The organism is Pseudomonas sp. GM_Psu_1 (assembly GCF_026544185.1).
Taxonomy (GTDB): domain Bacteria; phylum Pseudomonadota; class Gammaproteobacteria; order Pseudomonadales; family Pseudomonadaceae; genus Chryseomonas; species Chryseomonas oryzihabitans.
In genome coordinates this window covers 112,137-136,023 of the sequence record NZ_JALNUX010000002.1, presented here as the reverse complement: position 1 = coordinate 136,023, position 23,887 = coordinate 112,137, and the positions used below count along the sequence as shown (strand labels likewise).

Sequence of the window (23,887 nt, the reverse complement as noted above, 5' to 3'; positions counted from 1 at the left end):
CGTGACATGAGACAAGACAAGCGAGCCGCCCCCCGGGCACCGATCAACGAAAATATCACCGCCCGGGAAGTTCGCCTTATTGGCGCCGATGGTCAGCAAGTAGGCATCGTCTCCATCCAGGAGGCCCTGCAGGCTGCTGAAGACGCCAAGCTGGATCTGGTGGAAATCACCGCCGACGCCGTACCCCCGGTCTGCCGGATCATGGACTACGGCAAGCACGTCTTCGAGAAGAAGAAGCAAGTCGCGGCGGCGAAGAAGAACCAGAAGCAGGCTCAGGTCAAAGAAATCAAGTTTCGTCCAGGGACGGAAGAAGGGGATTACCAGGTAAAACTACGCAACCTGGTACGTTTCCTAACCGAGGGGGACAAGGCCAAGGTCTCGTTGAGATTCCGTGGTCGGGAGATGGCCCACCAGGAGCTGGGCATGGAGCTGTTGAAGCGGGTCGAAGCTGACCTCGCCGAACATGGCGCCGTTGAGCAGCATCCTAAGATGGAAGGACGCCAACTCATCATGGTCATCGCCCCCAAGAAGAAAAAGTAACTACCAGGGCACTGGCAGGCCTTGCTGTTATGCGTAATCACTCAATGCGGAGTATCCGAACATGCCAAAGATGAAAACCAAAAGCGGCGCTGCAAAGCGCTTCGTGAAAACTGCTGGTGGCATCAAGCACAAGCACGCTTTCAAGAGCCACATTCTGACCAAGATGACCACCAAGCGTAAGCGTCAGCTGCGCGGTACGTCGCTGATGCATGCATCCGACGTCCAAAAGGTCGAGCGCATGCTGCGCCTTCGTTAATCCTGGTCAAGAATCTAGAGGAAGTTACTCATGGCTCGTGTTAAGCGTGGCGTCATCGCTCGTCGCCGTCACAAGAAAATCCTGAAGCTCGCCAAAGGCTACTATGGTGCCCGTTCGCGCGTCTTCCGCGTCGCTAAGCAAGCGGTAATCAAGGCAGGCCAATACGCCTACCGTGACCGCCGTCAGAAGAAGCGTCAGTTCCGCGCTCTGTGGATCGCTCGTATCAACGCTGGTGCTCGTATCAACGGTCTGTCCTACAGCCGTCTGATCGCCGGCTTGAAGAAAGCGGCCATCGAGATCGACCGCAAGGTACTGGCCGATCTGGCCGTGAACGAAAAAGCGGCGTTTGCTGCGATTGTCGAGAAAGCTAAAGCTTCGCTGGCTTAAGCCCCCCGGCAATCTCGCGCCTCTGGCGCGAAGCAACGTTATCAATAGGGGAAGAGCCTCATAGCTCTTCCCCTATTTTGTATCTGGAGTCCCTAGATGGAAAACCTGGATGCGCTGGTCTCCCAAGCACTGGAGGCCGTGCGGCACACCGAAGACACCAATGCCCTGGAACAGCTCCGGGTCAATTACCTGGGCAAGAAGGGTGAGCTGACCCAGATCATGAAGACCCTGGGCCACCTCACCGCTGAGGAGCGTCCCCAGGCTGGCGCGCTGATCAACGCCGCCAAGGAACGTGTCCAGGACGCAATCAACAGCCGCAAGGCGACGCTGGAGCATGCTGCATTGGCCGCTCGCCTCGCCGCAGAACGCATCGACGTGACCCTGCCCGGGCGGGGCCAGGCCTCCGGTGGCCTGCACCCGGTCACCCGCACCCTGGAGCGTATCGAGCGTCTGTTCGCCAACATCGGCTATGGCGTCGCCACCGGTCCCGAGATCGAAGACGACTACCATAACTTCGAAGCGCTCAACATCCCCGGCCACCACCCGGCGCGGGCGATGCACGACACCTTCTACTTCAATGCGAACATGCTGCTGCGCACCCACACTTCGCCGGTGCAGATCCGTACCATGGAGAGCCAGCAGCCGCCGATCCGCATCATCTGCCCGGGTCGTGTCTATCGCTGCGACAGCGATCAGACCCACTCGCCGATGTTCCATCAGGTCGAAGGCCTGGTGATCGACGAGGAAGTCAGCTTCGCCGATCTCAAGAGCACCCTAGTAACCTTCCTGCGCGAATTCTTCGAGGAAGAGCTGGAAGTCCGCTTCCGTCCCTCCTACTTCCCCTTCACCGAGCCGTCGGCCGAGGTGGATATTCGCCGCCCGAGTCGCGATGGCGAACCGGCCTCGCGCTGGCTCGAGGTGCTGGGCTGCGGCATGGTCCACCCCAACGTCCTGCGCATGGCCGGCATCGATCCGGAGAAGTACCAGGGCTTCGCCTTTGGCATGGGCGCCGAGCGCCTGGCCATGCTGCGCTACGGGGTCAACGACCTGCGCCTCTTCTTCGACAACGATCTGCGCTTCCTGGCGCAATTCCGCTAGCTGCCAGACGGGAGTCCTATGAAATTCAGTGAACAATGGCTGCGTAGCTGGGTGAACCCTGCGGCTACGCACGAGGATCTGGTTGCCCGGCTGTCCATGGCCGGCCTGGAAGTGGACGGCGTCGAAGCGGCGGCCGGTAGCTTCCAGGGCGTCATCGTCGGCGAAGTGGTTTCCGTCGAGCGTCATCCCGATGCCGACAAGCTCAATGTCTGCCAGGTCAGCAACGGCCAGGAATCCTTCCAGGTGGTCTGCGGCGCGCCCAATGTGCGCGCGGGCCTTAAGGTGCCTTTCGCCACCGTCGGCGCCACGCTGCCCGGCGACTTCACCATCAAGAAGGCCAAGCTGCGCGGCGTGGAATCCCACGGCATGCTCTGCTCGGCCAGCGAACTGCAGATCAGCGACGACAACAGCGGCCTGCTGGAGCTGCCGGCCGGCGCGCCGGTGGGCGAGAGCATCCGCAGCTACCTGCAGCTGGACGACGCCATCATCGACGTCGACCTGACCCCGAACCGCGGCGACTGTCTGTCCATCGCCGGTCTGGCGCGGGAAGTGGGTGCCCTGTACAACGCCGCGGTCGAGCCGCTGCAGGTCGAGGCCGTAGCGGCTACGCACCAGGAAACCCGTCCGGTCGAGGTGCTGGCTCCCCAGGCCTGCCCGCGCTACCTGGGTCGCGTAGTGAAGAACGTCGACCTGTCCCGCCCGACCCCGGACTGGATGGTCGAGCGTCTGCGCCGCAGTGGCGTGCGCAGCATCGACGCCGCCGTCGACGTCACCAACTACGTGATGCTCGAACTGGGTCAGCCCATGCATGCCTTCGATCTGGACCAGATCAAGGGCGGCATCCGCGTGCGCCTGGCCGATGCCGGCGAACGCCTGGTGCTGCTGGATGGCCAGGACATCGAACTGCGCAACGACACCCTGGTGATCGCCGACCACGAACGTGCCCTGGCCATCGCCGGCGTCATGGGTGGCGAGCACAGCGGCGTTGCTGCCGGTACTCGTGACCTGTTCCTGGAAAGCGCCTTCTTCGACACCATCGCCGTGGCCGGCAAGGCCCGTTCCTACGGCCTGCACACCGATTCATCCCACCGCTTCGAGCGGGGCGTGGACTTCGAGCTGGCGCGCAAGGCCATGGAGCGGGCGACCCGCCTGCTGCTGGACATCGTCGGCGGTGAGCCGGGTCCGGTGATCGAGGCGGTCAGCGCCGAGCACCTGCCGCAGGTCGAGCCGATCCTGCTGCGCGCCGAGCGCATCGAGCGCGTCCTGGGTCTGACCCTGGACGATGCCCAGGTCGAGCGTCTGCTCAGCGGCCTGGGTCTGGCCGTGGCCCGCCTGGAAGCCGGTCGTTGGCAGGTGGGCGTACCCAGCCACCGCTTCGACATCAGCATCGAAGTGGACCTGATCGAAGAGCTGGCGCGCCTCTATGGTTACAACCAGCTGCCGATCCGTTTCCCCCAGGCGCGCCTGGCGCCGCAGCCCCTGCCCGAGAGCAAGGGCGAGCTGAGCCAGCTGCGTCGCCTGCTGGTGGCCCGTGGTTACCAGGAAGCCATCACCTACAGCTTCATCGACGAAAAGACCTTCCGTCTGTTCGCCCCTGAGGCGCAGCCGGTGATGCTGGCCAATCCCATCTCCACCGACATGGCCGCCATGCGCTCGTCGCTGTGGCCCGGTCTGGTCAAGGCCGTGCAATACAACCTCAACCGTCAGCAGGACCGCGTCCGGCTGTTCGAGTCGGGGCTGAGATTCGTCGGTCAGCTGGAAGGCCTGGTACAGGAAAACGTACTGGCTGGTGCTGTGTGCGGTTCGCGTCTGCCGGAGAGCTGGTCGTCCGGTCGTGAGGCGGTGGACTTCTTCGACGTTAAGGCCGACGTCGAGGCGCTGCTGGCACAGTCCGGTGCGGGTTCTGACTTCCGCTTCGTCGCAGGCGAGCATCCGGCCTTGCACCCGGGGCAGACCGCGCTGATCGAACGGGCAGGGCAGCCAGTCGGCTACCTGGGCGCCCTGCATCCGGAAGTGGCGCGCGAACTGGACGTGGATCGTCCGGTGTTCCTCTTCGAGCTGGTGCTGGATGCCCTGACCACCGGCAGCCTGCCGCGCTTTGGCGAGCTGTCGCGCTTCCCGGAAGTGCGGCGTGACCTGGCGCTGGTGGTGGACGAAACCGTAGCCGCAGGCGACCTCCTGGCCGACATCCGTGAAAACGCCGGAGAAGGCCTCAAGGAGCTGCGTCTGTTCGACGTCTACCAAGGCAAAGGCATTGATCCACATAGAAAAAGCGTCGCCATCGGCTTGACCTTGCAACATCCATCGCGCACATTAACCGATGAAGAAGTCAACGAAACGACGCAGAAAATCCTCGTTTCTCTGGAAAGAAGGTTCAACGCCACCTTAAGGAAATAGCGCATGGGGGCCCTGACGAAAGCTGAGATGGCCGAACGTCTGTTTGAAGAGCTCGGTCTGAACAAACGTGAAGCCAAGGAATTGGTCGAACTGTTCTTCGAAGAAATTCGTCATGCGCTCGAAAGCAACGAGCAGGTCAAGTTGTCCGGTTTCGGCAACTTCGACCTGCGCGACAAGCGCCAGCGCCCCGGACGCAATCCCAAGACAGGGGAGGAGATACCCATCACGGCGCGCCGTGTGGTGACCTTCCGCCCCGGGCAGAAACTCAAAGCCAGGGTCGAGGCCTATGCTGGAACCAAGTCATAACGACGAGCTGCCGGTCATACCGGGCAAGCGCTACTTCACCATCGGTGAGGTGAGCGATCTCTGCCTGGTCAAACCGCACGTGCTGCGCTACTGGGAACAGGAATTTCCCCAGCTGAACCCGGTGAAGCGCCGCGGCAACCGGCGCTACTACCAGCGCCACGACGTGCTGATGATCCGCCAGATCCGCTCGCTGCTGTACAACGAAGGCTTCACCATCGGCGGGGCACGCCAGCGCCTCACCCAGGGCGACGAGACCCGCGACGAGGGTTCGCAGTACCACCAGCTCATCCGCCAGATGATCAGTGAACTCGAAGAAGTCCTCGTCGTACTGAAGAAGTGAAAAAAAGCTTCCATTAATCAAAGCGTTGCAGTAAGATGCACGCCGTTCCCTAGAGGAACATAGTCGGGGCGTAGCGCAGCCTGGTAGCGCACTTGCATGGGGTGCAAGGGGTCGAGTGTTCGAATCACTCCGTCCCGACCAAAAAACCCTAAAAAAATCCAGTCACTTAGCGGTGACTGGATTTTTTTTTGCCCAATGATTTTTTCTGCGTGCCCTAGAAAGTCGCTTCTGGTTGCCAATTGAGATTGTCTGCACGATAGTTTCGACTGAACGGATTAAGCTCTATGGGGAGGGGTCGTCATGGACAGGACGCAGTATTCTGAGCGTGACATCTGCACGAAGCTTATAACTCCGGCCATACAGCAAGCAGGCTGGCTGCAGCACCAGTTTCGTGAGGAAGTAAGTCTCACTGACGGTCGTGTAATCGTGCGAGGGAAGTTGGCGACCCGAATAAAGAATCCTGATGCCAAAGGTGGCCCTAAACGTGCGGATTTTGTTCTTTATGCCCGCCCGAGCGTACCTATTGCAGTGATTGAGGCCAAACAAGCCAAGTTTTCTGTCGGGCATGGAATGCAGCAGGCTCTAGCTTATGCGGAGATGTTGGATGCCCCATTTGCTATTAGTAGCAACGGCGGAGGATTTCTCTTTCACGACCGCACCGGCTTAACGCAGCCCATCGAGCGTGAGCTCTCTCTCACAGAGTTCCCATCACTAGACGATCTGTGGCCGCTTTACCAGAAATGGAAGGGGCTTGGCACAGACACTGCGGTCAAACTCGTCGAACAGCCTTTTTACTCCGACGGCAGTGGCAAGGAGCCGCGTTATTACCAGCGCGTCGCCATCAATCGCGCTATCGAGGCCATCGCCAAGGGCCAGCAACGCGTGTTGTTGGTCATGGCTACCGGCACCGGCAAAACCTACACAGCCTTCCAAATCATCTGGCGACTGTGGAAGGCCAAGGCCAAGAAGCGCATCCTATTTTTGGCCGACCGCAACATTCTCGTCGACCAGACCATGCAGCAGGATTTCGCCCCTTTTGGCGAAGTGATGCACAAGGTCACCAATCGCGAGGTCAAGAGAAACTACGAAATCTATCTGGCGCTCTATCAGGCTGTGACCGGGCGTGAGGAGTGGAAGCAGATCTATCGGCAGTTCCCGGCCGACTTCTTCGATCTAGTTGTAATCGACGAATGCCATCGCGGCAGTGCCGCTGATGACTCTGCATGGCGGGACGTGCTCGACTACTTCAACAGCGCCACCCACCTGGGTCTGACCGCCACACCCAAGGAAACGAAGGAAGTCAGCAACATCACCTACTTTGGTGACCCTGTGTATACGTATTCGCTCAAGCAGGGCATCGAAGATGGCTTCCTCGCTCCTTATAAGGTCATCCGCATTGCTACTGATGCCGACGCCGTGGGCTACACTCCCGAGAAGGGCAAGGTCGATAAGCTCGGCCAAACGGTGGAGCAGCGCCAATACAACACTAAGGATTTCGACCGCAATCTAGTGCTGGAAAAGCGCACTAGGCTCGTGGCCAGCAAAGTGTGGGAATACCTCAAAGCCACTGACCCGATGGCCAAGACCATCGTGTTTTGCGACGACCAGGATCACGCCGAGCGGATGCGGCAAGAGCTGGTCAAGCTCATACCCGCTGCTTCTAGCAACCGTCGCTACGTGATGCGCATTACCGGTGACGACAACGAAGGTAAGGCTCAGCTTTCCTACTTCATCGATAACGACGAGCTTTACCCGGTCATCGCCACCACCTCCAAGCTGCTCACCACCGGAGTGGATGCCAAAACCTGCAAGCTCATCGTGCTGGACCAGAACATCAACTCAATGACCGAGTTCAAGCAGATCATCGGCCGTGGCACCCGCCTGCGCGAGGACTACCAGAAACTCTACTTCACCATCATGGATTTCAAGGGTGCCACGCGTTTGTTTGCTGACCCTGATTTTGACGGCGAGCCTGTGGTGATCTACGAGTCCAAATCTGATGAGCCTGTGGTCCCGCCAGAAGTAATCGAAGTGCCTGGTATTGGCGAGCAAGAGCCGCCGCCTTACGACCTCGATGCCACAGGCAGCGATGAAATACCCCCTGGTAGCATTACTGGCGGCACAGGTGGCGAGGGTCGCGTCAAATATGTGGTCGACGACGTAAACGTGCGCGTCGCGGTAGAGCGTTCGCAATACCTCGACGCCGACGGCAAACTCATCACCGAGGATTACCGCGTTCTGCTCAAGGACGATATCAAGAAAGCATTGCAGGCCGAATTCGGTACGCTCACCGATTTCCTGCGCCGCTGGAACAGTGCTGAGCGCAAGCAAGCTGTGCTCAAAGAACTGGCCGATAATGGCGTTCCACTTGAAATCCTGCAGCAGGCCGTCGCTAACGGCAGCGAGCTGGACGTCTTCGATCTGGTTGCGCACGTCGCTTTCGACCAGAAACCGCTCACCCGCCGCGAGCGTGCTAACAACGTCAAGAAGCGCGATGTGTTCGCTAAATACGGTGAGCAGGCTCGCGCCGTGCTAGAAGCCCTGCTGGATAAATTTGCCGACCACGGTGTGCAGGACATTGAAGACGCGAAGGTGCTGGAGCTACCACCGTTTGACCAGTTCGGCAGCAAAACCCAGATCCGTCGTAGCATCTTCGGCAGCGTCGAGCAATTCACCCGGGCCGTACAAGAGCTAGAACAGGCGCTCTACGACCAGAATGAACAGAAACAGGCCTGACTCCCCCCCGTCAGGTCATGTGAGTCGAGAATAATACGATGAATCTCAGCAGTACCATCAAATCCATCCAGGACATCATGCGTAAGGACGACGGCGTCGACGGCGACGCCCAACGTCTGGGCCAGCTTACCTGGATGCTCTTCCTAAAAGTATTCGACCAGCGCGAAGAAGAATGGGAAGACGACAACGCCGCCTACCAATCGCCGATACCCGAGCACTACCGCTGGCGTAACTGGGCCGCTTACAAGGCCGATGCTGACGGCAAAAAAAAACCGCAGATCGCGGGTAGCGAGTTGATCGGTTTCGTCAACAATGAACTGTTTCCTGCACTCAAAGATCAGATCGATGCTGACCGTAGCCCCCAGCACAAGGTCATTCGCGAAGTTTTCCGCGATGCCAACAACTACATGAAATCCGGCCCGCAGATGCTGGCAGTGATCGAAAAGTTAGAAGAGGCAATCAACTTCCACGACTTCAAAACCCGCGCCAACTTGGGTGACGTCTATGAGCAGATGCTCAACGACCTGCGTGGTGCCGGCAATGCGGGTGAGTTCTACACCCCGCGTGCGATTACTGCTTTCATGGCCGACCGCGTCAATCCGCGTCTGGACAAGCGCGAAACTATGATGGACCCGGCCTGCGGTACCGGCGGTTTTTTGACCGCTGTCATCGACCACTTCCGCAATCAGCTCAGCATCAAATCCAGTGCCGAAGACAAACGCGCCATTGAAGACCTAATCCATGGCATCGAAAAAAAGCAGCTACCTCACCTGCTGTGTACCACTAATATGCTGCTGCACGGCATCGATGTGCCCAGCCAGATCGAGCATAAGAACACGTTGGGCATAGGGTGGAACGAATGGAGCGCCAACGACAAGGTCGATTGCATCATCACCAACCCGCCTTTTGGCGGTTATGAGGATGATGGCGTCGGCAGCGATTACCCGGCCGATCTGCGCACCCGCGAGACCGCCGACATGTTCATGGCGCTCATCATCAAAAAGCTCTTGAGAGAAAACGGCCGCGCCGCCGTGGTGCTGCCCGATGGCTTTTTGTTTGGCGATGGCATCAAAGGCACGCTGAAAAAGCTGCTGGTACGCGACTGCAAGCTGCACACTATCATCCGCCTACCTAGGGGGGTGTTTGCGCCGTACACCACCATTAAGACCAATCTGCTGTTCTTCACCAAGGGCCGCGCGGCGGATGATGGCGCCGAGCACTTCCACACCGACACCATCTGGTTCTACGAACACCCCTATCCTCAGGGCTACAAGAGCTATTCCAAAACCAAACCCATCCGGCTAGAGGAATTCAAACCCGAGCAGGATTGGTGGGGCTCGGAGGAAAACGACTTTGCTGACCGCGTGGAAAACGAATTCGCGTGGAAGGTGGATTTCAAAACCAGACGTGAGCAGGCCGAGGCCGCCGCTAAACCGCACTGGCAGCGCGCTGAAGATCTGAACAACCAGGCCGCTGCACTGGAAGGCGAAGCGGGCTACTTACGCAAGAGCTTAGTAGGCACCACTGATGCTGCCTACCGTGAAAAGATCGACGCCCAGATCGCAGAGCTGCGCGCCAAAGCCGAAACACTGCGCCTTCGAGCTCGCGACGCCCAGGCGGCGGGCGATCGCCTTTACTGGCCGATCTTTAATCTCGACATTAAAAACCCCAACGCGCCGGAAGAAGAAACCCACGATGCGGATCTGCTGCTGGAGAAGTACAAAAAGCTGCTGTGCGAAATTGAAGAAACCGAAAACCAGCTTAAAAGCGAACTGGCCGCCGCACTGGCACATCACTTCGTCGGTGAGGCCGTCTGATGGACGCGCAGCAGTTTTTGGCCGAGTTTGGGCATATTGCCAGTGCACCGGGGGGCATTAGTAAGTTGCGGGAGTTAATTCTCCAGCTTGCAGTTTTCGGGAAACTTACGGAGCGCGTTGCAGATGACACCAGCGCACTTGAGTTGATAGAAGCCAACAAGATTATTCAGGAGAATTTGGTCGCACAAAAGCTGCTAAAGCGGCGGCCCGCTCCAAAGCCCGTCATTGAGAGCGATCATCCTTGGATGCTGCCGCCGGGTTGGGCTTGGACGCGTTTGGGTACAGTCACCAACTATGGTGATGCTCCTAAAGTTGAGTTTGAGGACGTGACGGAAGACACCTGGGTGCTCGAGCTTGAAGATATTGAGAAAAATACCTCAAGGCTTCTTACCAAAGTCTTCGCACGCGAAAGAAAATTCAAGAGCACGAAGAACGGATTTCCTGAAGGTGCGGTGCTTTACGGGAAGCTTCGCCCTTATCTCGACAAGGTCCTAGTTGCTGATTCACCCGGAGTATGCTCTACCGAAATAAGCCCGATCTCGTTCTTTGAAAATATTAATGCAGGTTATTTGCGTTGGTATTTGAGGTCGCCTTACTTTATTGCCTATGCTAACGGTTCAACTTATGGCATGAATCTTCCGCGAATCGGAACAGAGTCTGCTCGCGAAGCGCTATTTCCTTTTCCTCCCCAAAAAGAGCAATCCCTCATCGTAGCCAAAGTCGATGAGCTGATGGCTTTGTGCGACAAGCTGGAAGCGCAGCAGCACGCCCGCCGTAAGTTGCAAAGCGCTCTGCGCCACTCCACTCTCCAAGCCCTCGCAAGCAGCCAAAGCCCGCATGAATTGCAAACAACTTGGGCACGCTTGGCCGAGAACTTAGGGAGGTTGATTTATGTGCCGCAGGATGTTCGTGAATTCAAGGCGCTGATCTTAGATTTAGCAATTCGGGGGCTGCTGACTGATCGACGGCTTGATGATGAACCTCCTGAGACGTTGATTAGCCGATCTTTGGAGGCTAAGCGTGCGCGCCTCGCCTCTGGCGAAATGAAGAACAAAAAGCCTTCGGCTACAGATATTGTTGATGTAGAGATAAAAATTCCGTCGCATTGGGAAAGAGCGAGCTTAGATGAGCTTTTTCAGTTCATTGACTATCGTGGGAAAACACCAGTAAAAACAAGCAGTGGTGTTGTGCTCGTAACTGCAAAGAACGTACGTCCAGGTGTCATTGCGACTGAGCCGGTTGAGTACCTCTCAGAGTCCTCATATCGAGCATGGATGACGCGAGGTTTTCCTCGTGCTGGGGATCTGCTAATTACTACTGAAGCTCCACTTGGTAATGTGGCGCGTATTGAGGGCCAACCAAGTTTTGCGCTTGCGCAACGTGTTATTGACCTTCAACCTTATGCAGACTTAGACACGAAGTGTGCTATGTACTTCATGATGTCTCCACTCTTTCAGTCATTGCTAGAAGCGAACTCAACGGGGATGACTGCGAAAGGCATTAAGGCAGGGAAGCTTAAGCAGCTACTTTTGCCAATCCCCCCAAAAGAAGAGCAGCAACGAATTGTTCAGCGGGTCGAGCAGCTGATGAAAATATGTTCGGTACTGTCGTCACAGCTGGAAGCAGCCAGAAAGCAATCTGCTCGGCTTGCTGCAGCTTCTGTGTCCATCCTCACCGGTATCGCCTTCGAACAGGAAGAGGCCCCCATGAAAGCTCCACAAACTGAGTTGATCGCTCCCTTGCGGTTAGGGGCAGCACCTCACATCAAAGTTCAGGCCCCGCTGGCGACCATACTGGCTCGTCACAACGGCGAAATGGGCGCCAATGACTTATGGCAGCGCTTTGGTGGCGAAATCGATGCCTTTTACGCACAACTGAAAGCTGAAATAGCGCACGGCTGGATTCTGGAGCCGACGCCTGCCGAAGTGCGTGAAAAGTCAGCCGACATGGTGAACGCCTGATATGCAGTTACTCCGCATTCGCATCCCGGCCTTTCGCAATCTGCGGGATCTCGACATTGCCTTCGCAACTCACTTGCAAGCTACGGCAGGTGCGGCTGCGGATGCACCGCTCAAGCCCATCCGCAGCCACGCGCTGATCGGCCAGAACGGCACCGGCAAATCCAACTTAATCGAGGCGCTAATCACCATCTTCCGCGACGTGGATTTGGAGCGCGAAGCAGCGTTTGATTACACACTGGAATACAGCATTCGTGGCCATGTGGTACGCATTGAAGCTGACTCTGCCAAGCAGAAACGCCCTTATGTTTGGGTAGATGGCGATCGAGTTAGCCAGGAATACTTAACCAAGAACGACCCTCCCGACAAGGAACAGCCAGACCGTCGGCGTGGTCCTCGCTTGCTTCCAACACATATTTTTTCTTATTACTCCGGGCGTAATGAACGTATTGAGACCTTGTTTCAGGAGCACCAGCGCCGCTTCAACCTACGCCAGGAAATTACCGCAGACGAGGTGCTGCCTGAGCAGCTGCTGGAAAACTTCACTGGTACAGAGGCAGACATCCGTGCGGTGGAAGACGCCAAGCGCCGGCGTGAGGCGCGGCTGAAACAAGCGGGTGACGACCGCCTTCGCCGTCTGTTCTACTGCCGTGGTGGGCATAGTCAGCTGGTGCTGTTGGCCTGTTTACTGTCCGATGACCCGGTGTTTCAGAAGGTACTGAAGAACCTGCACATCGAATCACTGGAATCCGCGCTGTTTGTACTTAAGGAACCGCATCGCCTGCGCGAAAAGCGTCGGGGTGGCAAGTTCGACGAACAGGAGCTGAATGAAGGTGACCCGCGCTTCTGGTATGCACGCGGCAACGTGGTCAGCGAGTTTCTTGACAAATTATGGCAAGTGTCTTGGGCGCCCATTGAGCAGGAGGCGACCAAACAGATCGACTTCCGTGGCCGCACAGAGAAACAAAAGCAGCTCTATTTGTTCGTGCCGAGTCAGGAGAAGCTCAAGCAACTGGGCGAGCTGGCCGGCAGCACCGACAGCTTCTTCCGCTATGCCGAGGGAGCCTACATTGGCGACCTGATCGACGAAGTACGGATTACAGTCAAGAAGCGCGATGAACATGGTGGCAAGGTGAGCTTTACGCACCTGTCGGAAGGCGAACTGCAGATGCTCACCGTGCTGGGGCTAATGCGCATTACCCGCGAAGACAATTGCCTGTTCCTGCTTGATGAGCCGGACACCCATCTGAACCCGATCTGGAAGTTGCGTTACTTTGATGATATTGAAGGCGTATTGAGTTCGGAAAATGATTCACTGGTACAAGCTAAATCGCAAATTTTGATAACCACTCACGACCCGATGATGGTGGGCTCACTTCGGAAAGAACAGGTTTATATAATTCGCAAAAGAGATGGCAGCACGCTGGTGGAGCAGCCTGACGAGCACCCGCAGGGCATGGGTGTATCAGGGTTGTTAAAAAGTGAAATGTTTGGGTTGCCCTCGACACTCGATCGACACACTTTAAATATGCTGCAACGCCGTAATGACTTACTGGCGAGAAGAAAGCACGAAGGATTGAACGATGATGAGCAGCGAGAGCTTGAGCTTTTGGTTGTTCGTCTAGATGACTTGGGGTTCTCGAGAGAATACCGTGACCCAATGTATCAGCTGTTCATTGAGCAAATGTACAAAGTGCGCAGTAGGCCGCTGGATGAGTTGTTGAGCGAGGAAGAGTTACAGCAGCAAAATGCCTTGGCTGAGAGAATTATGGAACAGCTTGTGAAAGCCCAGCGAATGGATGATCTTTCCTCGCTTGCGCAAGAGCTAGCTGAGAAGTTAAAGGATTAAGCATGCGCAAGGTAATTATTAACGGTACGCCACCAGTTGACTGGGTCGCCGAGGCTGATGCTATTACTGCGCAACTGCAGGCCGCTACAAACGATGCAGCGCGCCAAGCGATAGTCGATAGATATGAAGGTTTCTGGCGTGATGATCGTATTCGTAATTGGCTAATGGGCCAATTTTCCAATAAATGTTGGTACACCGAAGCGGAGGAGTCCATCTCACCGATTCACGTTGACCATTTTCGGCCGAAAGGGCGGATTAGGAATCTTGATGGCAGTTACGAAGACGGCTATTGGTGGTTAACTTTTAATTGGAAAAACTATGTCATTGCCGGTCATTTAATAAACTCTAAAAAGAGTGATCTTTTTCCTTTGATGGAAGGTGAACGGCGCGCCGCTGTGAACTGCCCGGAAGTGCAGCTTCGGCTAGAAGGTACAGTACTAATCGACCCGTTAACGGATCAGGCACGGTTAATTTCCTACGACCGCGACGACGATGGGTGCATTGCCGTATTAGCTGGCGGCATTGATGATCTAGAAATATTTAAAGCAGAAAAAACTATCGAAATTCTTGGCTTAAATAGAATCGATCGCTTAAATCAAAAGCGTGCAAAAAAATGGGATGAGTGTCTTGCGACCATTCAGGACTATCGTGGTGCTAGAGCCTATGGCGCTCACGCATTGGTTTGGATTATGAAGGAAAGCTCAATTGCCCGTTTAAAAGAAAAAGTGAAATACGACGCAGAGTTTTCATCTGTTGCAGAAGCATGCATCCGTAAGCAGGCGCCTGAAGCTGTAATTGCCGCGGTATTCGAACGGTAGAAGCTACAGATATGACCAACCGGTGGGTCATCCCGGATGCTACTGGACAATGGACAAAAAACAAAGCGAAGCAGCCGTCGCGAGCAGCCTAACGGCCGCCTGCGCTGGGTTACCCTATTCGCTGGATGGTTGATCTATGTTGCTCTTCGCCCCAACGACAAATTTAGCCTGCCACCACCACCGAACCAAGTGGTGGTGTAAAGCGCACCACGAGCACCGACAGCGGAAGCGCCGCAATGTAGCCCGAAAAGATGTTGGTGAATACGATTATGGCGATAAGTTTCGTAGCTCCTTCATGGTTGGCCCCCTATAAAAGTGCAGTTCCGCCAGCGATGGGCACCCCTCTCTGCCCACTACGATATGGTCCTGCGTTCTCACGCCGACCAGGTTCAACGCCTCCTTCAACTTGTGAGTTAGCGTACGGTCAGCCTGACTAGGTTCGGGGTCGCCGGATGGGTGGTTGTGAACCAGAATGATGGCGGCGGCGTTGTGCTCCAGAGCGATCTTGACGACTTCCCTGAGGTAGATGCTTGCGCTATCCAGGGTGCCCTGGGATAGCTCGCCCCGGCGAGCCCTCCGGCAGTTCCTCCTGCCAGGCCGCCTAGAATAGCACCGGCGAGACTGCCGATAGTAATTCCCACAGGTTCAGCGAAAGACCCGATTAGTGCGCCGCGCTGTGCTCCTGCCATAGCTTCGGCAGCTCCGCTGGCTGTGCCGCCAACGGCACCAATAGCACCTCCGATCTTCCGGCCCTCATTACGTGCAACCACTCGAAGAGAACCGCAGGAAGGACAGCAAATACTCATTATCTAAGCTCCTTTAATAGTTGTTGGGGCATGCGGGTATGTATTGCCGGCTGCTAATGAGTAATACAGACCTGAAATCTTTTTAATGGGTATCGCTATCCACACTTAGCCTGTCCGAATACGGGGTCCTAAACGGCGTGCACTGCCGCACCTAGGCGCTTCCTCCGCTTTTTCAGTTGGTTCCTTTCTAAGCAAAAGTAAGTTCCTGGCCGCGGTTGGCGGGCCCTCCAGCAAGGCAAGATCGAGTCGGCAGTGCGAGGCCAGATTACGCCTGTAGGTCCCCATCTACAGCGCCTATGGTGGTGTGTTTGCTTTCAGTATTTTTTTACACGAAGCACACGTAAAGACATCGCCCCGGCCGGCTCCTATAGTCCAGCTCCATCAGCTTCGGCACTCGAAGAGGAGAAGCGCCTATGGATCAAAGGAACTCGCAGATGAGAATTCTTAGAATGAAGCAGGTTCAAGAACGTGTTGTACTTTCGAGGTCAACGATCTATGACCGAATTAACGAGAGATCCCCTCGATATGATCCCGTGTGAGTAGAGAGGTATTGAAGTCAGCCCTCAGTGCGGATAGTGCGCTGCGTAGTGCTTTTGTAATGCCTGAATAAAGTCTGTTGCCAGCGGCGTTTGGCCCGATCCCGCCGGTGCAACCACATAAACTGGAAACAACAGCTCCGGCTCGAAGCGGTGAATGGTGATGCCCTTGTGCAGGAAATCCTGGGCGACGTTCGGGCTCATAAGGGCGGCGCCCATGCCGGCGGCGACCATCTCGCAGGTGATGGAGCTGTACTGGCCTTCCACGGCGAGCTTACGTTCGACACCGGCCTGCTCGAACACCCTGTCCATCTGCTCGCGGGTGCCGTCGCCGTGGCAGAGGGAGACGAAGTTCTCGCCGTGAAGATCCTGCGCTCTGATGACTTCTTGCGACGCCAGTCGATGGCCTGGCGGCAGGACGCAGACGGCGCGGAGCCGGGTGATAAGCAGCGTTTCCAGGGGTCCGGCGTCGCTGGGCTGGACCACCACGCCCAAATCGCAGAATTGAGATTGCACCCACTGCACCACAGTGGGCGAGGCGTTCATGTGCAGGGAGACGGTCAGCTCAGGGCGGGTCGCGACGAAATCCTTTATGACGAGGGGGATAAGCGTGAGGCCGGTCGAGGGTACCGCCGCGATCCGCAGTCGGCCGGTACCCAGATTGCGGATGTTCTTGGCCGACTGGCGCAGGCTGTCCAGCCCTACGTAGGCCCGTTCCACTTCCTGGAAGAAGGCGCTGCCTTCCTTCGTGGGTATCAGCCGTACCCCCGCGCGCTCGAACAGTTTGAGTCCGGTGCTCAGCTCCAGCTGGGCGATCAGTCTGCTGACATTGGGCTGCGAGGTGTGCAGCGCTTCCGCCGCCGCGGTCATGGAGCCTAGACGCATCACGCTGCGGAAGGCCTCGATCTGTCTGAGATTCAACAGAGTTCTCCATATCAAATATGAATACTTAACCCGTACCTTCGTATTTGACCCTATGGGTTCAGGCTGACAATACTCGGTCACAAGCCAAATGGCCCCATAAAAAGAAAGCGTTTCCGAATGGCGGTTACCGCGATGTCCTCGGAGGCGGATGCCTGGATCTTCCGGTCGTGTCCTCACGACGTTCTCGATCTGCCGCAACGCAAAAAAGGGAGCATTGCCCGTGACCAGTCCGTATCTCGTCCGTACCTCATCCATCTCATTGCGTCAGGGTCTGTCCGCGCTGCTGTTGGCCACAGCCGGTACCGGAATGACGCTTCCTGCTCACGCTGAAACGACGCTGTACGTCGCCGGCGTCGGCGGTTCTACCGAGCAGATGTACAAGACGCGCGTCATTCCCGCTTTCGAAAAGGCGCATGGGGTGAAGGTCGTGTATGTGTCGGGCAACTCGACTGAAACGCTGGCCAAGCTGCAGGCGCAGAAAGGACGGCAACAGATCAACGTCGCCATGATGGACGACGGCCCCATGTACCAGGCTTTGCAGCTCGGGTTCTGCGAAAAGCTCACGGATGCGCCTGTCTACCAGGACCTGTATCCCCTAGCGCGTCTGAGTCCCGAGGCGACTGCGGTAGGTATGGTTGCTACCGGGATCGGCTACAACGAAGTAGCCTTCAAGAAGCGCGGGTGGGCGGCCCCGACGTCCTGGACTGACCTCGAAGATCCGAAGTATCGGCAACTGCTGGGCATGCCGCCGATCACCAATACCTACGGCCTGCATTCGCTGATCGAGATGGCGCGGCTCAATGGCGGCGGCGAGAAAGACATCGATCCGGGTTTCGCGGTGTTCGAGAAGAAGATCGCGCCCAACGTGCTGGCCTGGGTGAGTGCGCCGGGTGAGATGGACGGGATGATGCAGAACGGTGATGTGGTCATGGCGGTGTACGGCAGTGGTCGGGCGGTGGCGCTGCAAAACACCGGCTTTCCGCTCAAGTTCATCTATCCGAAGGAGGGCGCTGTAGCCCTCCAGGTGGCCGCCTGCTCCGTCACGCCCAATGCGCAGTCCGAACTCTCCCAGCAATTCATTCAGTATGTGCTGTCGCCGGAAATCCAGAAGATCCAGTCCGAAAGTAACGGTTTTGCTCCGGTGAATCGCACTGTGAAGCTGCCGCCGGAACTCGCTGCGCGTATGCCTTATGGCCAGGAAAAGGTCGACAGCCTCCTCAAGGTCGATTGGGACACCATCAACCAGAAGCGTTCCGAGTGGACGACGCGCTGGAACAGGACCATCGAGCGGTAGAGGGCGTACCGACCAGACGGCGATGAAATGACACTGGGGATTGCGAGTGGAGAGGACGGTCCCGCCGGACTGCCCATCCGCTAGTTGTAGCGCCAAGCCCTCACGTCCATTTCGCCATCGTCCGGTTCCAATTCGCTCAATGATCGAGCGGCCGGTTACCCCTTGCTAACCGTCCGCTCCCACCTCCCCTGGACGAACAGTGATCACGCCCTCGTGATCGCCGGAGGCATGCCCATGGCTTTTCTGATCCTCGACGGCCTCGTCAAAACCTATGGTGACTTCACCGCCATCGCCGGACTCGATCTGGCTGTGGAGAAAGGCGAGTTTCTCTCCCTGCTCGGCCCCTCGGGGTGCGGCAAGACCACGACCCTGCAGAGCGTTGCCGGCTTCGTGCAGCCCACAGCCGGGCGCATCGTGCTGGACGGGCGTGACATCACCCATGTCCGCCCGGAGAAGCGCGGGCTAGGGATGGTGTTCCAGAGCTATGCCCTGTTCCCCCACATGACCGTGGCCGAAAACGTCAGCTTCGGCCTGGAGATGCGCGGTGTTCCGCGCAGCGACAGGGCGGAGCGGGTGAAGTCGGCGCTCGACATGGTTCGGCTGCAGGGTCTGGGCGAGCGCTATCCCAAGGCCCTGTCCGGCGGGCAGCGTCAGCGGGTGGCCATCGCCCGCGCCCTGGCGATCCGCCCGGACCTGTTGCTGCTGGACGAGCCCATGTCGAACCTCGACGCCAAGTTGCGCGAGGACATGCACATCGAGTTGCGCGCCATCCAGCGCGACCTGGGTATCACCACCATCCTGGTCACCCATGACCAGGTGGAGGCGATGACCATGAGCGACCGTATCGCGGTGATGCACGGGGGGCGCATCGTGCAGATCGGTTCGCCGTTCGAGACCTATGAGCGGCCCCAATCCCCCTTCGCCTCGAGCTTCCTGGGCAAGACCAATGCCTTCCCGGGTGCCGTCCAGACCCGCAAGCCGCGCTGCTACGAGGTCAAGGTCGACGGTCTGATGCTGCATATCCCTCATGAGGGACATCAGTTCGACGGCGATGTAAACGTCTACCTGCGGCCGGAAAAGATTCGCCTGGCCGATCCTGCCGAAGCGCGCTTGCGCGGCACGGTGCGCATGCGGGTGTTCCTCGGCAACCTCTGGCTGATCGGCGTCGAGAGCCCCCTGGGGCCGGTGAACCTGACGCAGCCGAACCTCGGCGCGCCGCCGCCGCTGGAAGGGTCTGAGGTGGGCCTGACCTGGCTGGACGATGACCTGCGCCTGCTCGGCCGGGAGGTGTCCCATGGCCACCTATGATGCCGAGCGCGTCGGCAGTGCCCCCTGGCTGCTGACTGGCCCTGCGCTTCTCGTCTTCCTGACCCTGCTGGCGGCGCCGCTGGTGCTCACGGCCATGCTGTCGTTGAACCTGTTCAGTGACACCAAGGGCGTCATTCCCGTGTATTCGCTCGCCAACTACCTGGAGGTATTCGGCGACGACTATTTCCACGAGATCTTCCTGCGTACCGGAGGAATGGCGCTCGCCGTGACCATCTGCTCGGTCCTGATCGGCGTACCGGAGACGCTCATCATCGCCCGGATGCGGGCGCCCTGGCGATCGCTGTTCCTGCTCGTGGTGCTCGGTCCGCTGCTCATCTCGGTGGTGGTGCGCACCCTGGGGTGGGCCATCCTGCTGGGCAACAATGGCCTGATCAACCAGGCGTTGCAGGCGCTGGGCATCATCGATTTTCCGATCCGCATGATGTTTACCCAGTTCGGCGTGGTGCTGGCGCTGACGCATGTGCTGGTGCCCTTCATGGTGATCGCCGTCTGGGCCAGCCTGCAGAAGCTCGATCTGCAGGTAGAGCAGGCCGGCCTGTCGCTGGGCGCTTCGCGGATGACGACCTTCAGGCGGGTGGTGCTGCCGCAGATCGTGCCGGGAATCCTCTCGGGCTCGATCATCGTCTTCGCCCTGGCGGCCTCGGCCTTCGCCACCCCCGCGATCATCGGCGGGCGACGCCTCAAGGTGGTCGCCACGGCTGCCTACGACGAATTCCTCGGCTCGCTGAACTGGCCGCTGGGCGCCGCCATCGCGGTGCTGCTGCTGATCGCCAACCTGGTGATCGTGGTGGGCTGCAGCCGGCTGGCCGAGCGCCGTTTCAAACACGTCTTCGAGTGATCGCCATGTACCGGAACGGTTTCTTCTCCCTTGCCTTTCATACGCTCTTCATCGCCTTCATCGTCGCGCCGCTGGTGGTGGTGATGGCGGTGTCCTTTACCGGCGAAGGCTTCATCTCGCTGCCCTCCGGTGGCCTGTCGCTGCGCTGGTTCCAGGCACTGTGGGCCAATCAGGAAATGGTCGATGCCTTCTGGCTGTCGCTCAAGCTGGGCCTGGTGTCGGCGACGGTCGCCACCCTGCTAGCGGTCCCCGCGGCGCTGGCCATCAGTCGCTACGACTTTCCCGGCCGCGGGGCGATCACGGGCTTCCTGATGTCGCCGCTGATGATTCCCTCGGTGGTGCTGGGGATCGCCTTCCTGCGCTTCTTTTCCCTCGCCCAGGTGGGCGGCTCGCTGTGGGCCCTGAGCATCACCCACGTCATCGTCGTGCTGCCCTATGCCTTGCGGCTGACCCTGGCGTCCACCATCGGCCTCGAGCGCGATGCGGAGCACGCGGCGCTGTCCCTGGGCGCCAATCGGCTGCAGACCTTCTGGCGGGTGATCCTGCCGCGGATCCGCACCGGCGTGGTGGGTGGCTGGCTGCTCGCCTTCATCCAGAGTTTCGACGAGCTGACCATGACGGTCTTCGTCGCCACGCCAGGCACCACGACCCTGCCGGTCGCCATGTACAACCAGATCGCCCAGACCATCGATCCCCTGATCACGGCGGCCTCTACGGTGCTGATCCTGGGGACCCTGGCGGTGATGCTGCTGCTGGATCGGCTCGTTGGCCTGGATCGCGTGCTGATCGGAGAGAAGCAATGAACGACAGCAGCATACCCACCTCGGCAGAGGTCATCGTGGTTGGCGGTGGATTGGTCGGCATGGCGGTCGCCTATGGCCTGGCAAAGGCCGGTACCAGGACGCTGGTGCTCGACCAGGGCGATGACGCCTTCCGCGCCTCGCGGGGCAACTTCGGCCTGGTCTGGGTGCAGGGCAAGGGCTTCGACCGCCTCGAATATTCCCGCTGGACGCGGTCCTCGGCGCTGGCCTGGGCAGGGCTGGCCGAGGACTTGCTGCAGGAGACGGACGTCGATGTCCGCCTGAAGCAGCCCGGCGGCTTTCATATGTGCTTTTCCGATCAGGAGTTGGCAGAGCGGCAGGCGCGGCTGGCCGGTATGCAGGCGGGCCTGGGTGATTACCCCTTCGAGATGCTCGACCGAGCAGATCTGCGGGCACGCTTGCCCGGTATCGGTCCGAAGGTCGTCGGGGCGAGCTACACGCCCATGGATGGCCACGTGAATCCGCTCAAGCTGCTGCGCGCTCTGTACGCCGGGGCGCGGCACCACGGGGCGACGATACTGGGGCGGATGTCGGTCGAGCGGATCGATTCCGCGCCGGGCGAATTCGCCGTGGTCACGCCGGGGCAGCGCTTCACCGCGCCGCGCCTGGTGCTGGCGGCAGGCCTGGGCAATCGAGCGCTGGGGGAGCAGGTCGGGCTGCATGCGCCGGTCGCGCCGAATCGGGGGCAGGTATTGGTCAGTGAGCGGGTTCGCCCCTTCCTCGACTACCCGACGATCAATGTGCGCCAGACCGACGAGGGCAGCGTGCAGCTCGGCGATTCCATGGAGGAGGTCGGCTTCAACGACCTGACCACTACCGACGTGCTCGCCCGGATCGCCCAGCGCGGCGTCAACACCTTTCCGCTGCTGGCTGATGTACGCCTGGTGCGCGCCTGGGGCGCCTTGCGCGTCATGAGCCCGGACGGCTATCCGATCTATCAGGAGTCCGCTTCGCATCCCGGTGCCTTCGTCGTCACTTGCCACAGCGGCGTGACCCTGGCCGCGGCGCACGCGACCCGGATCGCGCCCTGGGTCCGCGGCGGTGTTCAGCCGGAAGAGCTGGCGGTGTTCGCTGGCGAACGTTTTCTTACGGGGGAGGTGTTTTCCCATGCCCACTGATTCCTTGTTTCGCCGCATCGATGCCGAAGGCGGCCGCCTCATCACCCTGACCTTCGATGACCAGGCCTTCCAGGTACCGAGCGGTCTCACGGTTGCCGCCGCCTTGCTGCTGGCCGGCGTACGGCAGTTCCGCACCTCGCCGGTGGGCGGTGAAGCCCGTGCACCCTATTGCATGATGGGCGTGTGCTTCGAATGCCTGGTTGAGATCGACGGGGTGCCGAGTCGCCAGAGCTGCCTGATCGAGGCGGCCGACGGCATGCGTATCCGTTCGCAGCAGGGCGCCCGGGAGCTGCCCTTCACCGCTGCCGAACCCGTGGTGATGGAGGTGCAGCCATGAATCTCGAACCTGTGGACGTCGTCGTCATCGGCGCGGGCCCGGCCGGCATGGCCGGGGCCCGCACCCTGGCGGACCTGGGACTCTCCGTCGTGCTGCTGGATGAGCAGTCGGCGGTGGGCGGACAGATCTATCGCGGTATCGACAGCGCCTCAGCGGCACGGCGTACGCTGCTCGGGCCGGATTATGCGGCTGGCGCCGACTTGGCGAATGCGGTGAAGAGCACGACCGTGCGCCTTGAGACGGGTGCCTCCGTCTGGCAGATCACCCGCGAGCGTCAGGTGCACTATCTCAAGAACGGACAGGTACGTTCCTTCGCCGCCAGGGCCGTGCTGCTGGCGACCGGTGCGATGGAGCGACCCTTTCCCATTCCCGGCTGGACCCTGCCCGGTGTGATGACCGCCGGAGCCGCGCAGATCCTGCTCAAGACCGCTGGCATCGGTCCGCAGGGACCGGTGGTGCTGGCCGGGTGCGGACCGCTGCTATACCTGCTCGGCTGGCAATACCTGCGGGCGGGTATACCCATTGGGGGCCTGGTGGACACCAGTCGACGTGAGGATTACTGGCGCGCCCGTGGGCACCTGCTGGCGGCGCTGCGGGCCTGGCCCTATCTGCGCAAGGGCGTCTCGCTGCTGCGCGCCCTGCGCAAAGGAGAGGTCCCGCACTACACCGGTGCCGAACAACTCCAGGTCGAGGGGGAAGGGCAGGCGCAGGCGCTTCGCTTCGTCGTCGATGGGCAGTCGCATCGCTTGCCGGCCAGCACCGTGCTGCTGCACCAGGGTGTGGTGCCGAACATCCAGTTCACCCAGGCGCTGAGGGCCCAGCATCGTTGGGATGACGCGCAGCTGTGCTTCGTCCCGGAAGTCGATCAGTGGGGCGCGCTCGACGTGCCCTTCATCTCGGTGGCCGGCGATGGCGCGGGCATCGGTGGTGCCCAGGCGGCCGCGCTGCAAGGACAACTCTCGGCACTGGGGCTGGCGCGTAGTCTTGGCCAGATCACCCCGGCGCAGCGCGATGCCCAGGCCGCTCCCTTGCGTGCGGAGCTGGAGCGCAACCTGCGTATCCGCCCCTTCCTCGATGCCCTGTATCGCCCGCGCGAGGAGAACCGGATTCCCGCGCGTGACGACGTCACCATCTGCCGCTGCGAAGAGGTAACGGCGGGCGACGTCCGGCGCTTCGTCGAGCTGGGCTGCAGCGGGCCCAATCAGGCGAAATCCTTCGGTCGCTGCGGCATGGGTCCCTGTCAGGGACGCATGTGCGGACTGACCGTCACCGAGATCATCGCCAAGTCCCGCGGACTCACGCCCGACGAGGTGGGCTACTACCGCATTCGGCCACCGATCAAACCCATCACCCTGGGAGAACTCGCCAGTGGCTGACAGGAC

General features: G+C 59.3%; 21 protein-coding genes, 1 tRNA gene and 1 pseudogene. 21 read left to right on the top strand and 2 right to left on the bottom strand.

Features of this window, described 5'->3' with window-relative positions; genetic code table 11:
* The first annotated feature begins 6 nt into the window (after positions 1–6).
* From infC to OXS31_RS03270, 13 genes are all read left to right on the top strand, one after another.
* Entirely contained in the window at positions 7–540 is a 534-nt protein-coding gene (infC, locus tag OXS31_RS03330) for a translation initiation factor IF-3 (RefSeq protein ID WP_007159201.1), read from the top strand.
* Positions 541–601: 61 nt separating this feature from the next.
* Positions 602–796, top strand: a complete 195-nt coding sequence (gene rpmI / locus OXS31_RS03325) for a 50S ribosomal protein L35 (protein WP_007159200.1) — start codon at positions 602–604, stop codon at positions 794–796.
* 30 nt (positions 797–826) lie between these two features.
* Positions 827–1,183, top strand: coding sequence for a 50S ribosomal protein L20 (gene rplT, locus OXS31_RS03320; RefSeq protein ID WP_007159199.1), 357 nt, complete (start codon positions 827–829; stop codon positions 1,181–1,183).
* 96 nt (positions 1,184–1,279) lie between these two features.
* Positions 1,280–2,281, top strand: a complete 1,002-nt coding sequence (gene pheS / locus OXS31_RS03315; protein ID WP_181083957.1) for a phenylalanine--tRNA ligase subunit alpha — start codon at positions 1,280–1,282, stop codon at positions 2,279–2,281.
* 18 nt (positions 2,282–2,299) lie between these two features.
* A complete protein-coding gene (gene pheT / locus OXS31_RS03310) occupies positions 2,300–4,678 on the top strand; it encodes a phenylalanine--tRNA ligase subunit beta (protein WP_144955352.1) in 2,379 nt (792 codons plus the stop codon).
* Positions 4,679–4,681: 3 nt separating this feature from the next.
* Positions 4,682–4,984 carry an integration host factor subunit alpha gene (gene ihfA, locus OXS31_RS03305; RefSeq protein WP_007159196.1) on the top strand — a complete coding sequence of 101 codons (303 nt, stop codon included), beginning with the start codon at positions 4,682–4,684 and terminating at the stop codon, positions 4,982–4,984.
* Positions 4,965–5,324 carry a MerR family transcriptional regulator gene (locus OXS31_RS03300; protein ID WP_007159195.1) on the top strand — a complete coding sequence of 120 codons (360 nt, stop codon included), beginning with the start codon at positions 4,965–4,967 and terminating at the stop codon, positions 5,322–5,324. Before ihfA ends, OXS31_RS03300 begins: the two co-directional genes overlap by 20 nt.
* Before the next feature lie 64 nt (positions 5,325–5,388).
* Positions 5,389–5,465: transfer RNA gene (locus OXS31_RS03295), tRNA-Pro, on the top strand.
* A 159-nt stretch (positions 5,466–5,624) separates the two neighbouring features.
* On the top strand, positions 5,625–8,060 hold the full coding sequence (locus OXS31_RS03290; RefSeq protein ID WP_267397936.1) for a DEAD/DEAH box helicase family protein: 2,436 nt from the start codon (positions 5,625–5,627) through the stop codon (positions 8,058–8,060).
* A gap of 38 nt (positions 8,061–8,098) precedes the next feature.
* Positions 8,099–9,877, top strand: a complete 1,779-nt coding sequence (locus OXS31_RS03285; RefSeq protein WP_267397935.1) for an N-6 DNA methylase — start codon at positions 8,099–8,101, stop codon at positions 9,875–9,877.
* Positions 9,877–11,838, top strand: coding sequence for a restriction endonuclease subunit S (locus tag OXS31_RS03280; RefSeq protein ID WP_267397933.1), 1,962 nt, complete (start codon positions 9,877–9,879; stop codon positions 11,836–11,838). The genes OXS31_RS03285 and OXS31_RS03280 overlap by 1 nt, the downstream gene beginning before the upstream one ends.
* A 1-nt stretch (position 11,839) precedes the next feature.
* The gene (locus OXS31_RS03275) at positions 11,840–13,684 is read left to right on the top strand and encodes an AAA family ATPase (RefSeq protein ID WP_267397932.1); all 1,845 of its coding nucleotides are present in this window, start codon (positions 11,840–11,842) and stop codon (positions 13,682–13,684) included.
* A 2-nt stretch (positions 13,685–13,686) separates the two neighbouring features.
* Positions 13,687–14,502 carry a hypothetical protein gene (locus OXS31_RS03270; protein ID WP_267397931.1) on the top strand — a complete coding sequence of 272 codons (816 nt, stop codon included), beginning with the start codon at positions 13,687–13,689 and terminating at the stop codon, positions 14,500–14,502.
* Between the two features lie 267 nt (positions 14,503–14,769).
* Here the strand turns inward: OXS31_RS03270 and OXS31_RS03265 are convergent.
* Positions 14,770–15,063, bottom strand: a pseudogene (locus OXS31_RS03265) (JAB domain-containing protein); the annotation flags it as partial.
* Between the two features lie 658 nt (positions 15,064–15,721).
* Here OXS31_RS03265 and OXS31_RS03260 point away from each other — a divergent pair.
* The gene (locus OXS31_RS03260; RefSeq protein ID WP_346659867.1) at positions 15,722–15,847 is read left to right on the top strand and encodes an AlpA family phage regulatory protein; all 126 of its coding nucleotides are present in this window, start codon (positions 15,722–15,724) and stop codon (positions 15,845–15,847) included.
* Positions 15,848–15,871: 24 nt separating this feature from the next.
* On the opposite strand, the gene OXS31_RS03255 is transcribed toward OXS31_RS03260, so the two are convergent.
* Positions 15,872–16,765 carry a LysR substrate-binding domain-containing protein gene (locus tag OXS31_RS03255; RefSeq protein ID WP_267397929.1) on the bottom strand — a complete coding sequence of 298 codons (894 nt, stop codon included), beginning with the start codon at positions 16,763–16,765 and terminating at the stop codon, positions 15,872–15,874.
* 223 nt (positions 16,766–16,988) lie between these two features.
* Here OXS31_RS03255 and OXS31_RS03250 point away from each other — a divergent pair, with 223 nt between their 5' ends.
* The 7 genes from OXS31_RS03250 to OXS31_RS03220 all read left to right on the top strand — a co-directional run bounded on the left by OXS31_RS03250 (position 16,989) and on the right by OXS31_RS03220 (position 23,881).
* Positions 16,989–18,062 (top strand): ABC transporter substrate-binding protein, encoded by a 1,074-nt coding sequence (locus OXS31_RS03250; protein WP_267397927.1) that lies wholly within the window; start codon positions 16,989–16,991, stop codon positions 18,060–18,062.
* A gap of 234 nt (positions 18,063–18,296) precedes the next feature.
* Positions 18,297–19,370 carry an ABC transporter ATP-binding protein gene (locus OXS31_RS03245; RefSeq protein ID WP_267397926.1) on the top strand — a complete coding sequence of 358 codons (1,074 nt, stop codon included), beginning with the start codon at positions 18,297–18,299 and terminating at the stop codon, positions 19,368–19,370.
* Positions 19,357–20,229 carry an ABC transporter permease gene (locus OXS31_RS03240; protein WP_150338357.1) on the top strand — a complete coding sequence of 291 codons (873 nt, stop codon included), beginning with the start codon at positions 19,357–19,359 and terminating at the stop codon, positions 20,227–20,229. The genes OXS31_RS03245 and OXS31_RS03240 overlap by 14 nt, the downstream gene beginning before the upstream one ends.
* A 5-nt stretch (positions 20,230–20,234) precedes the next feature.
* Positions 20,235–21,032, top strand: coding sequence for an ABC transporter permease (locus OXS31_RS03235; protein WP_042135782.1), 798 nt, complete (start codon positions 20,235–20,237; stop codon positions 21,030–21,032).
* A complete protein-coding gene (locus OXS31_RS03230; protein ID WP_267397925.1) occupies positions 21,029–22,168 on the top strand; it encodes an FAD-dependent oxidoreductase in 1,140 nt (379 codons plus the stop codon). The genes OXS31_RS03235 and OXS31_RS03230 overlap by 4 nt, the downstream gene beginning before the upstream one ends.
* Positions 22,158–22,505 carry a (2Fe-2S)-binding protein gene (locus OXS31_RS03225; RefSeq protein ID WP_042135778.1) on the top strand — a complete coding sequence of 116 codons (348 nt, stop codon included), beginning with the start codon at positions 22,158–22,160 and terminating at the stop codon, positions 22,503–22,505. Before OXS31_RS03230 ends, OXS31_RS03225 begins: the two co-directional genes overlap by 11 nt.
* The gene (locus OXS31_RS03220; protein WP_267397924.1) at positions 22,502–23,881 is read left to right on the top strand and encodes an NAD(P)/FAD-dependent oxidoreductase; all 1,380 of its coding nucleotides are present in this window, start codon (positions 22,502–22,504) and stop codon (positions 23,879–23,881) included. Before OXS31_RS03225 ends, OXS31_RS03220 begins: the two co-directional genes overlap by 4 nt.
* Positions 23,882–23,887: the final 6 nt, after the last annotated feature.

What these genes read in the sequence shown, in the direction of transcription:
- infC (WP_007159201.1), top strand. Translation starts at nt 7, where the DNA reads ATGAGACAAGACAAGCGAGCCGCCCCCCGGGCACCGATCAACGAAAAT.
- rpmI (WP_007159200.1), top strand. Translation starts at nt 602, where the DNA reads ATGCCAAAGATGAAAACCAAAAGCGGCGCTGCAAAGCGCTTCGTGAAA.
- rplT (WP_007159199.1), top strand. Translation starts at nt 827, where the DNA reads ATGGCTCGTGTTAAGCGTGGCGTCATCGCTCGTCGCCGTCACAAGAAA.
- pheS (WP_181083957.1), top strand. Translation starts at nt 1,280, where the DNA reads ATGGAAAACCTGGATGCGCTGGTCTCCCAAGCACTGGAGGCCGTGCGG.
- pheT (WP_144955352.1), top strand. Translation starts at nt 2,300, where the DNA reads ATGAAATTCAGTGAACAATGGCTGCGTAGCTGGGTGAACCCTGCGGCT.
- ihfA (WP_007159196.1), top strand. Translation starts at nt 4,682, where the DNA reads ATGGGGGCCCTGACGAAAGCTGAGATGGCCGAACGTCTGTTTGAAGAG.
- OXS31_RS03300 (WP_007159195.1), top strand. Translation starts at nt 4,965, where the DNA reads ATGCTGGAACCAAGTCATAACGACGAGCTGCCGGTCATACCGGGCAAG.
- OXS31_RS03290 (WP_267397936.1), top strand. Translation starts at nt 5,625, where the DNA reads ATGGACAGGACGCAGTATTCTGAGCGTGACATCTGCACGAAGCTTATA.
- OXS31_RS03285 (WP_267397935.1), top strand. Translation starts at nt 8,099, where the DNA reads ATGAATCTCAGCAGTACCATCAAATCCATCCAGGACATCATGCGTAAG.
- OXS31_RS03280 (WP_267397933.1), top strand. Translation starts at nt 9,877, where the DNA reads ATGGACGCGCAGCAGTTTTTGGCCGAGTTTGGGCATATTGCCAGTGCA.
- OXS31_RS03275 (WP_267397932.1), top strand. Translation starts at nt 11,840, where the DNA reads ATGCAGTTACTCCGCATTCGCATCCCGGCCTTTCGCAATCTGCGGGAT.
- OXS31_RS03270 (WP_267397931.1), top strand. Translation starts at nt 13,687, where the DNA reads ATGCGCAAGGTAATTATTAACGGTACGCCACCAGTTGACTGGGTCGCC.
- OXS31_RS03260 (WP_346659867.1), top strand. Translation starts at nt 15,722, where the DNA reads ATGGATCAAAGGAACTCGCAGATGAGAATTCTTAGAATGAAGCAGGTT.
- OXS31_RS03245 (WP_267397926.1), top strand. Translation starts at nt 18,297, where the DNA reads ATGGCTTTTCTGATCCTCGACGGCCTCGTCAAAACCTATGGTGACTTC.
- OXS31_RS03240 (WP_150338357.1), top strand. Translation starts at nt 19,357, where the DNA reads ATGGCCACCTATGATGCCGAGCGCGTCGGCAGTGCCCCCTGGCTGCTG.
- OXS31_RS03235 (WP_042135782.1), top strand. Translation starts at nt 20,235, where the DNA reads ATGTACCGGAACGGTTTCTTCTCCCTTGCCTTTCATACGCTCTTCATC.
- OXS31_RS03230 (WP_267397925.1), top strand. Translation starts at nt 21,029, where the DNA reads ATGAACGACAGCAGCATACCCACCTCGGCAGAGGTCATCGTGGTTGGC.
- OXS31_RS03225 (WP_042135778.1), top strand. Translation starts at nt 22,158, where the DNA reads ATGCCCACTGATTCCTTGTTTCGCCGCATCGATGCCGAAGGCGGCCGC.
- OXS31_RS03220 (WP_267397924.1), top strand. Translation starts at nt 22,502, where the DNA reads ATGAATCTCGAACCTGTGGACGTCGTCGTCATCGGCGCGGGCCCGGCC.